Origin of the sequence: Paenibacillus sp. FSL H7-0737 (assembly GCF_000758545.1) — a bacterium.
Classification (GTDB): domain Bacteria; phylum Bacillota; class Bacilli; order Paenibacillales; family Paenibacillaceae; genus Paenibacillus_AQ.
This window is the reverse complement of the sequence record NZ_CP009279.1, coordinates 3103201-3118069: the sequence shown is the minus strand read 5'-3', so window position 1 is coordinate 3118069 and position 14869 is coordinate 3103201. Positions and strand designations below refer to the sequence as shown.

The 14869-nt window shown below is 39.7% G+C and carries 12 protein-coding genes; all 12 read right to left on the bottom strand.

The annotated features are described in order from the left end of the window. Positions 1-88: 88 nt before the first annotated feature. The gene (locus tag H70737_RS13575) at positions 89-1249 is read right to left on the bottom strand and encodes an alanyl-tRNA editing protein (RefSeq protein WP_042187982.1); all 1161 of its coding nucleotides are present in this window, start codon (positions 1247-1249) and stop codon (positions 89-91) included. A 381-nt stretch (positions 1250-1630) separates the two neighbouring features. Next, a complete protein-coding gene (locus tag H70737_RS13570; RefSeq protein ID WP_042187980.1) occupies positions 1631-2242 on the bottom strand; it encodes a suppressor of fused domain protein in 612 nt (203 codons plus the stop codon). 127 nt (positions 2243-2369) lie between these two features. After that, a complete protein-coding gene (locus H70737_RS13565; RefSeq protein WP_042187979.1) occupies positions 2370-2951 on the bottom strand; it encodes a hypothetical protein in 582 nt (193 codons plus the stop codon). Between the two features lie 137 nt (positions 2952-3088). Beyond that, on the bottom strand, positions 3089-3568 hold the full coding sequence (locus H70737_RS13560) for a DUF4265 domain-containing protein (protein ID WP_042187977.1): 480 nt from the start codon (positions 3566-3568) through the stop codon (positions 3089-3091). Between the two features lie 575 nt (positions 3569-4143). Beyond that, positions 4144-5595: a serine hydrolase domain-containing protein gene (locus tag H70737_RS13555; protein WP_042187975.1), complete on the bottom strand. Its 1452-nt coding sequence runs from the start codon at positions 5593-5595 to the stop codon at positions 4144-4146. 112 nt (positions 5596-5707) lie between these two features. Then, positions 5708-7201, bottom strand: coding sequence for an SMI1/KNR4 family protein (locus H70737_RS13550; protein WP_042187973.1), 1494 nt, complete (start codon positions 7199-7201; stop codon positions 5708-5710). 448 nt (positions 7202-7649) lie between these two features. After that, positions 7650-7877 (bottom strand): hypothetical protein, encoded by a 228-nt coding sequence (locus H70737_RS13545; RefSeq protein ID WP_042187971.1) that lies wholly within the window; start codon positions 7875-7877, stop codon positions 7650-7652. A gap of 89 nt (positions 7878-7966) precedes the next feature. Continuing rightward, on the bottom strand, positions 7967-9592 hold the full coding sequence (locus H70737_RS29800; RefSeq protein WP_052404279.1) for a DUF4179 domain-containing protein: 1626 nt from the start codon (positions 9590-9592) through the stop codon (positions 7967-7969). Beyond that, on the bottom strand, positions 9570-10160 hold the full coding sequence (locus H70737_RS13535; protein ID WP_042187969.1) for an RNA polymerase sigma factor: 591 nt from the start codon (positions 10158-10160) through the stop codon (positions 9570-9572). The genes H70737_RS29800 and H70737_RS13535 overlap by 23 nt, the downstream gene beginning before the upstream one ends. A 148-nt stretch (positions 10161-10308) precedes the next feature. Beyond that, the gene (locus tag H70737_RS13530) at positions 10309-11595 is read right to left on the bottom strand and encodes an amidase (protein WP_052404278.1); all 1287 of its coding nucleotides are present in this window, start codon (positions 11593-11595) and stop codon (positions 10309-10311) included. Positions 11596-11670: 75 nt separating this feature from the next. Next, complete coding sequence (locus H70737_RS13525) at positions 11671-12873, bottom strand: MFS transporter (protein ID WP_442950258.1); 1203 nt, start codon at positions 12871-12873, stop codon at positions 11671-11673. Positions 12874-12881: 8 nt separating this feature from the next. Beyond that, entirely contained in the window at positions 12882-14438 is a 1557-nt protein-coding gene (locus tag H70737_RS13520) for an ABC-F family ATP-binding cassette domain-containing protein (RefSeq protein ID WP_042187966.1), read from the bottom strand. Positions 14439-14869: the final 431 nt, after the last annotated feature.

The following is a 14869-nucleotide window of genomic DNA, read 5'->3' as shown; positions in this document are numbered from 1 at the left end:
AAGTTTCTTGTTTCCGTTTTACGTATAAAAAAGACCTGATCCACGGTAGACTACCGCAGTCAGGTCTTCTGTCTTTTATAAAGTAATCTTAACTTCTAGCAAACTCATAAAACGCCAAAGCGTCTCCCCATGTCGGAAATCCTGCTTGCGCTAGTTTATCACTGCCTCCGCCTTTTCCATTGTAGGTACTAAGATGCTCTTTGAAAAAAGCTCCACAGGAGATCTCCGCGCTGCCATTCTGTGCAAATACAACCTTATTCTCAGCAGAACTAGCCAATAAAACCGGAACATCGCATTTCGCGGTAAGCTTGTTAGCTAAACTTTGTAAATCTTTCAGCGATTTATCCTCGAACACTTTTGCGATCAGCTTTCCTTCTTGCTGTGCTAAAAGCTCCTGTACGACATAATCATCATTCTTCTCTTTAAGTAGGGTAATTTCAGCTTGCAGCTGCTTTTGTTCATTCTCCCATTTTTCAATGCGATCGATAATTTCATCTTTTCCCGTATTGAATTTGGAAGATAGTGCTCCAACAATTTGCAGACTGCTATTAAACTCCTCCAAAGCACGGTATCCACATTTAAAATAGATTCGCGTATTGCCTTTTTGTTTCTCCGCTTTCAGAAGCTTAATTATACCAATCTCACCTGTTGAAGATACATGCGTACCACCGCAAGCGTTATATTCAACATCTTTAATTTCTACAATCCGGATGTTTTCCGTCACTTTAGGTTGTTTGACCAATTTAAGCTGTGAAGCCTCTTCCCCTGTTACAAAATAGCTCAGGATACTATGGTTCTGGTAAATCTGCCGATTAACCTCCCACTCTATGGAATGAAGTTGTTTAGGCGACAGTTCTGACGCTTCTATATCAATGGTGCAATAATCCTCACCCAAGTGAAAGCTTAGAGTCATAAACTGGTACAAATTGAGACAGATGGCTGAGAGCAAGTGTTGTCCACTATGCTGCTGCATATGATCAAATCTTCTCTTCCAATCGATTTGACAAGTGACGGATAAATCATCAGGCAGACGTTCCAGCTTATGCAAGACAAGATCTTCCTCACTAATTACATCAAGTACCGGAATATCCCCAATAGTCCCTAAATCACAAGGTTGTCCACCGCCATGCGGATAAAAAGCGGTCTCCTCCAAAACAACATAGAGTCCATCTTCTCGTTCTATGGTTTCAGTAATACAGGTCTCCCAGTCAGTAAGGTATGTAGAATTGTAGTACAGTTTGTTGGTCATATATGTATCCCTCTCTTTTATACGTTTTCGGCACATTAAGCTTATAGTATCATATCGGATTTCTAAGACAAACTGCACAATGAAAAACGCCTTGCGGCGCTTTTGGAAGGAATTCACTCTGTTGTTCTACTTTCAGTTGTCTTCTACCTTGTACATCAGTAATCCTGTACTCTCATCCAAGAATTCCGCTGTCATACTCTAGAACCATTACCCCTGTTCAAGGAAAATAATGCCCTAGCCGAGCAAGCGCTTCACAGTGTCATTTGGACTTTATGGCACCACCGTAGACATGGTTTGAATTTCCACAACGTGGTTCGCGAGCCAAGGACCCACCTGTGGGGGTATGGTTGGTTTAGTGCGAATGATATTGAACTGCTCTTATTAATCAGGACGAGTGGGATCAATTATGGAATAGTGATGATTATCTATGTAAGCATCAAAAGCATCTATGCCTTCATATAAAATTATACGCGATTCTTTTGGGGTAATTGGTACTACCCACAAGACATTAATTATTTCTTCACCTATTTTTATTTGTTCTAAATCCTCACTTTCTCCTCTTAGTTCATCAATCAAAAGGGCTTTTGTAGTCCAATTTTCTGGTGCGAGTGCGCTCTCAGTCATTACTCGTGGTACTTCCGAAGATTGGATATGTTCAATATTATGGGCAATTATGTCACAGAAATATGAGAATATGCGATCAATGTTTTCTTGTCCCAAATCGGGTTTTAAAGCTATCATCCATTCATTCTCAATAGGTTTTCCAGTTTTCCGAATGGAATTAGATAGGCCGACTGTTGCGAATCTCGCAGGATTATTAACGTCAATTGATGGAAAATAATATAACTCAATATATACGCCAATCTCCGGTTTTGTCATTATGACTCTATATTCTGGCATAGACCATTCTTTAATATATAAATTGAGAATAATTGTTCTCCTAATGTCGAATTCCAGAATGATCCCTCGGCATGACTCTTTATTGATTTGCACATCCATCACCTTTTTTCAATATTGGTTTTTTGGTTTAGAATTTGGGCTGGTATCATTGTCCTCCTTCATCGTTCGCGGCCTGCCATTTCAGTAATTGAAAGGGCAAATCTCTCCAATTAAGAAGTTATTAATCTCTTTTCGATGAATGGTGCTTCATGACTGCTTCTTGAGCTTTAAGGACAATATCATCTACTTCGGAAAGCTGACGCTCAATAGAGGCTAGAGCCTTTAGTAAAAATAAGCCAAGACTTTCATCCCCTAAGGATAATTCCAATTCGGCGAAACATTCGATGTCTTGGAGTTTTTCTATATTTTTTTTGCTATTGATTTTTTTAGGGTATTCGATGTATTTATAGAGGGTTAAGACTGCTTCTTCCCCCTTGGTTTTAAAGTTGTGAACAGTTCCTTTGAATAGGGTGTCTTTGAATCCTTCCTTAAGCCTACCTTGTTCATTCAAGGCATCCAGATGAAAGGTTGCTAAATATTTTTCGTTTCTTACGGCATGATCATTAATGCTGTAAGATACATTCTCTTCGTCAAGAATCTTTATTATTTCATCAATTGACTTGAACTTCAGTCTTGCAAATCTCGCCGGAGAAAATTGCTTGCGCAAAGAATCTTCATTATTTGAAAGGTATGCCTTAAAAGAAATTTCAGCATTTCCTTCCAGGAGTTCTTTGAAATAAACAAGATGCCTTTCATCTACCATATCTGCCTCCTGCAACTCTTGAGCTTTTGGGTATATTATGATTACGCGTTATTTTTTTGACTCAGGATTGGAGATCAAATTGAAAAATGTGGCCCAGAGATAGTGTATGATGCCGGAGAACTGATATTTTGAAGCGATTAATCCAGATCTCTAGCCCAGCTAACTAACTCTTCATCGTCAAAGTTATATGGATATTCGTAAATATTAGAGTAATAGTACTCCGATTCTAATAAATCTCTAATTACATTGAAAACCTTATTGGTGGCATGAAATCCATTCCTGATGGGCGCGGTGAAGGCAAGCGAGCCATTATGAAATCCATCTAAAGAACCGGAAAGCTCTCGTTTGACTATAGATTCAGCTGTCTCTATCTTTTCTTTAACAAGCTCCTCTTTGTAAATTTGAATGCAGAAATTTCCACCATGTTTTATTAATTCAAACTCTCCATTGGGATGGAGTTTTATTGTATCTCCTTTCGCAAGCCCTAGAGCCAGCCCAGGAGATGCACATAATTTGAATATTTTATCGCTTATGCATTCTGAAGGAAGCTCTTCAAAGACTGCTTCCTCTGAATTTATGCCGGCAAAAACATTAATTAAAGTTAATTTATGTTCCATACGAATACTCCTCAATACTGTTTCTTTTAATGTATGAGATTTGAGATTACATCCTACATGTATCCGCTATCGCTTGTAATTCAACGGGTCGATAATAAAGGAGGGTCCTCTTTTTTTTGAAAAGGGTTACTTCAAGATGCTTTCAAGTCGGCAATGTCATGTACCTTGTTAATAATTGGGGCGTTGCTGGCCCTGCTTTCTCAAATCTAGGAAAGATATTCAAGAAATCATAGCAGGTACTAAAACGCCTCGTCAAGTGCTGGAAGCGGTAGACAAGTCTTCGACGCCGGATATACTCGGATAACGAGATTCCGGTAATGAACGGAAACCCAACAAATCCGATGTATAGTAACATTGAGCTTTACTGCCAGTATGTAGATTGAGAATCACCAAGGATTGTGCAAGTAATTCAACAAAAGAAAAGTTCATGTGGTATCTCTTCTTGAACTTTAAATGGTTATATTGAGGTGAATCTGGCGTTAAATCAATTCTTTCTCACTATTTCGTAACTCTACTTTCCGCTGTACCAAACAAAATACGCTATACGCATTTTACCAATAAGCGAAACAAAATGCTTATTTTCGGAGCGAGGCATTATATCGGTGAGTGTATACAAACCATGTAATGCTTGCTGTTAATAATGCCGACGAAATCAAAGCTGTAAGAACACTATATGTTTGCCAAATAAGTATCGTTGACCAATCTAATACACAGCACATTATACACAGGGCAATCGTAGCAATCAGCAAAATAGCTGTTACGATTATTCGCTTTTTTGTAATTGGCTGCCGCTCATTCGTTTTCCTTCTGCGTAATCCTAAGATAAAGAACAGTACAGCCAATAGGCAAAGAATAATTGTGATAGACGATAAAATGATGTCCAAAAGCTGTGTGCCGCTTATTTCATATGACTGCGTTAGATTGCCGTCTAATATATCTTTAACTTTTAGTACCATGCTTCTATTGATATTTGCGCCGTTGGTCAGCAAGCAGACGGCTGTTCGTTCATTTGGCAGTATGATCACTTCGGTTCCAAAATTGGGATTTCCCCCGGGGTGCTCTATAATCGTTTGGTTGGCGTTTACCGTCCAGCCCGCCGCATAGTACATTTCGTTGACAGCCGGAACAGACATATCACCCTGATGTGATTTTTCGATAACCGTATGGAATATTTCGGGTATGTCCTGCACAATACCCATCTGTATGCCCATCCAACGCGCCATATCTTTTGTACAAGAAATGATGTAGCCTGCGGGTTTATTCCCGGAATAATCCGGCGCGTTATATGGAGTTGTCATAAAAAAGGAAGAACGGTAGCCCTGCGCCAACTGTCCGGTGGCTTGAGCATCTTCTTTATAAACATACGTCTGGTGAAGACCTAACGGCTGAAATACCTGTTCGCTCATAAAGTCTTCATATCTTTGTCCCGACACAATCTCAATAACCAAACCCAATACGTCATAATTAACGGTTCCATAGCTATACTGTTCACCGGGAGGGAACGCCAACTCAGCATCTACCAGCATTTCCACAGTCTTTTGCAGCAAATCTGGTGTATTGCCTTGTGGAATATTTTGAGAATGCCTACTATTTGTTAGGCCGCTAGTATGGTGAAGAAAGTTATTGAGTGTAAGGCTTTGCATATCAACAGGTTTGCCTTGATATTTTAACGTAAACCAAGGTAAATATTTTTGGACAGTGTCAGTCATTGACAGCAGCCCTTGCTCCTCCAACAGCAGAATACCCATGCCGGTAAAAGCTTTACTGACCGAGGCCAACTCATATAGTGTATTTTCACTTGCAGACAATCCACTTTCACGGTCTGCATACCCGGAAGAAAAGTAGAACACTTCATCATCAGCAAGTATTGAGATTGACATTCCCGGCACACCTGATATGCGATGGGCATCATCCAACAACGTCTGTATTGCCGCAGATTGCGTATCTGACAACGACGCATAACTTTGTGTTGCGAATCCTGAGAATAATATAAGTATTGATAATACAAAAACAATAGTCTTTTTCATAAACTCTCCATTTCGAAAAAATATAAACAACGGAGACTAACCAATATGGCTAGTCTCCTTTCTTTTATAAAAATTTCCCTATTATGATAAAGCTCAGTGTAGGCAAGTTTCATTAATCTTTCCATGTTACCTGCCATCCATATGACTGAAGTTTAAAGTATTTATTAAACTCCGCGACTACGGACTTTGCGTTCTCTTTCGATGTTGCATGAAATATAGTTATATCGACTATATTACAGTCTGAAATTTCCTCCAACCCTTTAAGCCTTGATGCATCTACTCCAATCTGCTTTAGACTCATACAATTTTTGAGTATTGTTAAATCTCCAACCGGATAAGTGAATTGCTTTAATTTCTTCAATTCTCTTATAACCTCTATATGTGATTCATCTATTGCACAGCTATCCGTCTCAAAAAACGTTAGGTTCTTTAAACCTTTTAAGAATGATAAATGTGGTATAGTCACTTGTTTGAGCTCTAGTTTTATTAACTTACTAAGGTTTGAAATATAAAGAAGGTCGCCAACCTCCATTTCTTCTAAACTTAGTTCCTTCAAATTTTTTATAGTTCCTATTAATCCCCTATCAATTGAGTTCATTCTATATAGTCTCAAACTCTTTAATTTCTTTATATCTTTCAGTTTATGTATATCTTTTAATGGAAGTCCTATTAATGTTAGCTGCCTTAGCCCATCTAAAGAAACTAAGTACTCCAAATCAGACTCTTTAAAGGCTTCTGATCCTATCACAAGTTCTGCTAAAGAAGGCAACCGTTTAAGTACATCGAAATTAGTAATTTCATCCGCATGTATAATAAGTTCTTTAAGATTAACCATATGGGTTAAAATATCCAAAGATATTGCTCCGTATTTTTGAGCTTGATCAGCTCTAATAAATACCATTCTCTTTTTTTTCAATGTTTTTGAAGATACAAAACCACTCTCAACATCGTCTTTAAAATACTCTTCCCAAAATCCACTTACAGGGATAAGGCTGTTCTCTTCGATATCCATTTTAGTCAAAGCCAAAATATCATCCAACAAACTTCCACTTTCACGGGATAATATGATTACATCATCTTCTTCACGAATACCAATACTACTATTTCTGAGGCTCGAATCGATAAATTCAAAGAAATGTCCCAAACTTTCCGCAATAACATATGAAAAACTAGAATTGTGATCTATCGTTATAATTTGCCCATAAACGCCCTTTTCTCCGGGGTCTAAATCAATTGCCAAATATGAGCCTCCACCATCTTCGGCAAAAGGAATCCAGCCTTCTCTGTAGTTCCCATCTTTTATTATATCTGGTTTGCTGGATATAATATCGTATGCTGATTCCAAAAGGGACTTCCAGTTGCTTACTATCGATTCAATGTTCATCCAACCAAGACCAGCCATAACGCCAAAAATCTGCTCTCCTTCTCCATTAGAATTCATGTATAACTTTCTAAAATCTTCTGGAAATTTGCAGTTCATCATGCTCTCAAAAAGGTTTAATTCTGATTCCTCAACTGCTGGATTCAGTAATTCCTCTACATTTGGTATATGCGATTTTAATGTCTCGATAAGTAAACACTCTTCTTTTTCATTAACTAATGACATATAGTGGCCCCCATTTCTACAGAATCATAATAGTTTCAGTAAACGTCCTTGGTTGATCATCAATCATTTTGTTATTAATCATCTTCAACAGTTCCATCAATAATTAATTCTATCTTACATATAGAGCATCTATTTCCTGATTTAGCAATATCGTATCATGAATTTGTAAATATTGTTGTATTAAGTCATATAAAAAAACTAAGAGTCATCTTAGGGGTTAAACCCTATTTATTATACGTTTTCCCGCGTTTGAACTTCAACTATCCTGCCCGTTTGCTGAATAAAGGCAGCCGATCACATTGACTGACCGGCTGCCTTGTCGTGTTTATTGAGCTATCGTTACCCATCAGATCAATAAGAAAGAAAAACAGTATCCTCCTAATGTGACAGGAAAAAGCTTTACTTTGATCGTTGATACAAGGATCAGAAGGTTCAGAAGTTCAACGAATTAACAAGCACAAGTAACGTCTTTTAAATTTCGTATAGCAATAGCATTGAGTCGGAGCGCTTCTACGATTGAATCTCTTACTGCTAACAATTCAAATCTTTCGCGACTGCCAATAGGCAATCTGCAAAGCAATGCTTCAATTCTTTTAAGGCTTTCCTTCAGAACCACTCTTTGCTTACGCAAAGCATTCAAAGCTCTTTGAATTCTTCTCTTCTCTGCAGCAGTCATAAACTACCACCTCTTTTCGATTGTGATAGTATATGAGATGCGACAGAGCTCCTATCTGCTTGTACAATACGGAAGGTAAATGATTGATTTTACTGCTTTTTGCTAGCTTCCATGATAGGAACTGACCAATCTACATTGGTGTACAATCGGTTGACTATCGTGCGTATTAATTGAAGCTGATCAGGGATCGTAGTAAGGCCAATTGCACAGAACTCAAAAAAATTCTTTTTGTTATTTGACTGCGATTCAACGATTACGATATAACCATCTTTCCATCCGGACCCATCAGTAGAATAAGCTCCTCGTCCTGAGAGAGGATACTCTTTACCCTCAAGATCCTTAAATATCCACTCACTGTTCATAAATTCATTTCTCAATCTTCCGCTAAAATGTAATGAACCTTCCTTCGTTGATCCATTGGTATCAGGCGGTGATTCCACAGTAAAATCATTTAACATCAGCTCATCTCCATCAAATGCAAAGGGGATCGGATGCTCCTTCAACTTGGATGGCTCAAACTGTACCATCGAACCATCCTTTTCTAGAATGAAATACCCATCGAGCACAAAAGTATACGGCGTATCCTGAGGCAAATATTTAAACGTATAGCTCCAATGCATAAGTCCAGGTTTATCACCAGGTGTCGAAGATCGTGACATTACACTATCCTTACTCGGCAATTTCCTTGCATTAACACTGTGAATCTCTTCACCCGCGCTATCCTCAAAATGGAACTTCACCCCTTGCTGCTTCCATAATTCACCTGGAGAACGGTTTAGCGCCTCATCACTCAACTCCGTATCAAATTCAAAACGAACACCTTGTACCATATGAGTTAATTTTTTCAAGGTGACTGTTAAACCATCCGGAGATGTGTAGCTACCCGTTAGTGGAGTTGAGGTCGTTTGCTTATTCGCTTTTGTCATATCCATCGAAAAACTAAAGTTCCACTCGCCTTGAAGTGCAGGAATATTTCTGCTCTTGCTTCCCAACTCAGTAATATGACCTTCGACAATAATTTGATCGGTTTGCAGTGGCTCCGAGAAATTAGCAATCATATAGTAAAAATCGTTGGTAAATCCCATATCGTATAATTCTCCAACGACCTTTCCTTGATCATCTTTAACTTCAATCTTATTTCCTTCACCAAAACCCAAGCGATGTCTGTCATGCTTTCCATCCGGTCCGAACAACTGAAGAGCGACAATCACACGAGTAGGATCCGCTACAGCTTCATCTATTTTTATCGTATAGCCCTTATCCTTCACCTTAATATTAGGATGTTCTACTAACCCAAATTCTTGTGCACGTAGAAGGCCAATGTCCACATTATCTTTTACAAAAAGAGAACGTAAAGTCTCTGCCAATGTGGGCACAGAATATAAAATCACGGCACTCAGAACAATAAGTAACAAAGCCGCTCCCATGGCTATTCTTAGTGACTTAAGTATCTTCGGATTCTTTCGCTTCCTGTCAGGTACCGTTACTTTCTCTAGTTCTACGAATTCTATTGAAGCCATAACTTGAGCAGTAAAAGAATCTGGTAGCTTCTCTTCAAACAACGCTTGCGACCACTCCTCTTGTTCTTCTAATAGTGTATGATAGATTAAATTGCAATGGGCACAAGCAGCGATATGATCAACATTTTCAAAAGGTCGGGAGGTGGATGTACTTAGGATGTATTGCTCGATCTCAAATGGACTTAAGCACTTCATCGCTCTTCACCTCCTGGTGTGTCATGATATGTTTCAATCGTTGTTTTGCACGATAAAGGTCATTTTGGATCTTACTTAAAGGGACCTCTAAGAGCGTACACATTTCTTCATAGCTTAAATCATTGGTATAACGAAGCAGCAAAGTCGTACGATAATTAGGTGGTAGCTTCTGCATTATCTGATGCAGCTCTGTGCGATGCTCCGATCGAATGAATTCTTCTTCTGGATTATCTGAAAGAGATAGTTCAGCAAGATCGTCTGGTAAGCTCGCTATAGGACGAGTTTTTTTCCACAGATCCTTCAGTACATTAGTCGCGATCGTATACAGCCAAGCCGCAAAGTTTTTATCCAAATCATGTGAGGCTAGCTTACGATAAGCTTTTATAAAAGTCTCCTGAGTGATGTCTTGTGCGTCTTGGTGATCGGCCCCCAATCCTCTCAAAAGGCCATAGATTTTATTCTTATATCGATTCACAAGATACGAATAGTCTTCCTTATGACCATCCAGAACGTTTAGGATCCATTGCCTTTCTTCCTCTTTTTCAACTTTCGGTACATGTCCCTTCACCTTTAAGCCTCCTTGAAGCACGATACTCTATAGACGATCCCTAACAGAAAAACTCTCACTTCATACAAAAAAAGTAGATCTTCAATTGTATTGAAGACCCACTCTGTTATCTAACCTCGAACATGCCCCATCTGTAGCCCAAATAGGCTCACCCCAGTGCTAGTGATACAAGTCTACTCCAATATATAAGCTCTTCATCCTGCCCGTAAGCCCCAATACATTGAAATCCTAAAGGCATGTTATGAATAGTGGCTGAAGGAATGCTCACAGTTGGCGCTCCTGCGTATGACCAAATGGCTGTCATTCCAGCCCATCCTGTCCGTGTTCCCCACAATGGAGCAGTTCCTGCTTGAGCGGGCGAGACCCAAATATCAATCCCCTCTGACTTTTGAACATAAAGTAGATCATATCTCAATTTGATTTGTCCTCTACGATATCGCTCCAGTTCTTCCTCTTTGATGGTTTGACCTGATTCAATACCAGCACGCATCGCCGAACCATAGTAATCTTTATATTTTTCAAATCGTACGGCATGCACTTGAGCCATTTCCCCTTGTACTAATCTCAACATTGCATCCCCATAGATGAAACTATCTTCCCATGGCATCTTAACCGTTTTTATGATGAAGCCCGCCTCTTCCAACTTCTTAATCTGGCTCCAAAAAGTATGTTTAGCGTCCTCTTCCAATAAAGTCATGAATACCCCTTCTGGAATACCAAGCACTGGTTTACGGTTAGATTCGAAAGGCCTCCATTCCGAGATGAGTTCTGAAGAGATCCGCTCCATGCTAACCATATCCTGTGTGAAAAATCCCATCGTATCAAATGAAGGGGACATCAACTGAACACCATCCAAAGGGATACGTCCATAGCTTGGCTTAAATCCAACAACACCACAGAAAGAAGCAGGTGCCATAACAGAACGCAAACTTTGTGTGCCTATCGCAAATGGACACATACCCGTGGCAACTGCCGCTGCAGACCCTGCACTAGAGCCGCCTGGTGTATGATCCAAATGATGAGGATTACGAGTTGGGAGATGCCCGGCATATGCGAACTCTTCGGTCACCGTTTTGCCTGTGAACCATACTCCTTTTTGCCGCAGCTTTTTAATAAAACTACCTTCTGAACGCGTTAATTCCTGTGGAGGAAGATTTGAACCGGCACGAGTGGGCAAGCCGTCTATATGAATTAGATCCTTAACTCCTACTGGAACTCCGTATAATGATGGTTTTGGGAGCTCATGATAGGTTTGTCTTAGCAGCGCTACTTCACTCATGATTCTATCTGTTCTTTTCTCTTCCGATACAAAAGCATGGATGTGAGGCTCCAACTTATCATAACGATCTAAATGCTGATTAAGGAATAGCTCGAGGGATGAGTCAATTGGCTCTAATCCTTGGAACTGTGTTAAAGAAGATATATGGATATACATACCTAACCCCCTCCACAATTTACCGAACTAAGATCCCTCTGGGCTATGATTGTATTTTTTTGGAATAACTTCATGTTAATCGTAGTCCTTTGCTAAGGCAAGAAGTTTAATCATTGCATACAAGGCGCACATAATCACTGTAATACCAGCGAGTAAAAGAATTGTCTCCACTTGGATACTATCAGCTAGCGGACCAAACAGCACCATCCCGAGTGGCAAAGCACATGAATTCGTTACTTGAACAAGACTAAATATCCTACCTTGCATATCCGGATCCACATTCTGCTGCAACAACACTGTCAAAGGAGCGTTAAAGCAAGGCATCGTTATACCAATCAACAAGTTAAACAATAGGTACATTGCAAACATAGGAGCGACGCCAAGTCCAACCATCAGCAAACCGTAGAGAACACATGCTAGAATGTTGGTATGCATACGAGACTTAAAGCCGCCCCAAGATGCGATCAGAGTCCCCCCAACTAACGCCCCAGCACTAAAAGTCATCTCACTTGCGGTCAATCTCCATACTTCTGGACCAAAGGATCGACTCACCATTAGAGGGGTTAAGAAGGCGGCTGGACTAATCAGTATCATTACGACAAATAAATAGATTAGTAATTGCTTAATAAAAGCATGATCCTTTAGATACTTAAATCCTTCCTTAATGTCTTGTACATTCGATTTCTGACCATCCTCCACTTTAGCGTGAGCTGGAATAACGATTATACACATCATACCGATCCCAATAATTGCAGTCATCACATCGATAAAAAAGGCAGTTTCAATGGTACTAATCGACAGGATCACACCACCTGCAGCTGGAGCCAGAAACATCATCAAGGATGAAATACTGCTGTTTACTCCGTTTACCTTCATAAGCTGATCTTTTGGAACAATTTGAGGTATAAGTGCGTTCACAGCAGGAACCTGTATGCCCGTACCTGCTGCTCGGATCAGCAAAATTAAATATAGCAACCAAATATTGTGATAACCCAACAAAAACATCACAGCGAGAATAAGTGTAGCGATCGCAATCATACCGTCTGCTAGCATGATCATTTTTTTACGACTATAACGGTCGATCCATACCCCAGCAAACAGCGAGATGGCCATCTGCGGGAGAAATCCACAGACGGTTGATATCGTCATCATCACCCCTGAGGTAGTTGTTAGAGTGATATACCAAATAATCGCATATTGAACAAGCGAAGATCCAAATAAAGATATGGTTTGAGCCGTTAGAAATAGGGTTATTTTTCTTTTCCAATGGTCATTCATGGTTTGCATTAGTACTTAACTCCTTTATTGCTGGTTTCATCTCCTATGTTGAGCACACGATCAACCCATCCCTTATAAAATTGTTCTTCATGAGAAACAAGTATCACAGTTCCACTAAATTGGATTAGAGCTTTCTGTAAAGCATCTTTCGTTTCAGCATCTAAGTGATTGGTCGGCTCATCCATAATTAGAAAGTTATATTCTGAAAGCAGTAATAGGCACAGCTTAACTTTAGATTGCTCCCCACCGCTGAGTGTACGTATTGACTGTGTTACAAGGTTATCTTTAACAACACACTGCGCTAGATAGCGACGTATTTCCTTTACTGTCAGTTTGGGATTATAAGCTGAAATCACCTGAATAGGTGTCATTGTATCGTCTTCCCAAGTTAAATCTTGCTCGAAATAACCCACTTTAACTTGTTCTGCGAACTGAAACCTGCCGGTAATCCCTTGGATCTCTCCAACCAATGTCTTTAGCAATGTTGATTTCCCGATTCCGTTGAACCCCGTAATCACGAGCTTTTGTCCACCGCGAATGGAGAACTTTAATTTAGGCAGCAAAGGCTTATCGTAACCTACGACTAAGTGATCCACTTTAAGGACTACTTGTGACATGCACGGAAGCTCCTTAAAGCGAATAGACGCTTTGGAGACAAATGTCGGAGCAGCGATTCGTTCCATTCTATCCAGCTGTTTTTGGCGACCACGGGCAATTTTGGAATTAACACCTGCACCGTTTTTTCGAATGAATTGCTCAGTGGTTTCGATTTTTTTCTGCTGTGCATGATATTGCCGGATATGACTCTCTCGTAAATGTTCCTTCTGCTTCACAAAATCCGAGTATTTCCCGTGGTATTTTTTAATCGTTTCGCCCTCAATATCGCAAATACTAGTGGATATTTTATCGAGAAAGGCATAGTTGTGAGACACTACAATGAACGCTTGATTGAATGCAATCAGATACTCAGCGAGCCAGTTTACATGTTCCTTATCCAGATAATTGGTTGGTTCATCGAGTAATAACACATCAGGTTGTTCAAGTAAAAGCTTGGCCAGAATGACTTTCGTCCGTTGCCCCCCGCTTAACTGCTCGATGGGACGGTCGATTCCAATCGCGTTGATTCCTAGACCGGTAACCATCTTACTGATGTTGCTCTCCATTGAATAATAGTCTAGCGCTTCTAATCGTTCCTGGTAGTCTGCTGCCTTTTGTAATAACGTTTCGTTGCCAGTTACAGCGCACTCTTCATAGAGCTCATTTATTTTTCGTTCTAGTTCATATAATTCTGAGAAAGCCTGTCTTAAATAATTATGAACCGTACGGTTTCCATCCATGACAGCATATTGATCGAGATGACCGATTGTAATATTGGGCTGCCACTTTATCATTCCAACATCCGGGATCACTTCGCCTGTCAAAATGCTAATAAACGTACTTTTCCCCGTTCCATTCTGGCCAACCACACCGACATGCTCACCCTTGTATAATTCCATAGAAACATTCTTGTATAGAACCTTATCGCCAAAAGCATGTGATAAATTAGAAACCTCAAGTAAACTCATTTCCTATTCCTCTTTTCTAAAATTAATTAAGAACGCAAAAAAAGCAGAAGACACTGCACCCTTAGGTGCAAGCCTTCTGCTTGTCAGTGCACGAATGAACGGCACAAACATATAAATGTCAGTGTAGAAACTGAGCAATATAACACAAAAGGCTGTAGACGAAAATTGTCTACAGCCTCTTAATCATTAACATCGGAAGATGGCGCAATCAAATAAGCATGAATAATCACACTAAAATGACCTAGCTATCTTTCGATGATATAAAAAGCGATTTGCTTTTCGATTAAGCTCCGGACAACGTTTCATCGTTTGTATCCGATTGTTCGGAGCAGCCTCTGGTATATAACTTTACAGTTTCTACATGAATCATGTTAAACCATCCCTTCGTTTGGTAACAGTTTAAAACGCATGCCGTTACTTGTCAACTTAGA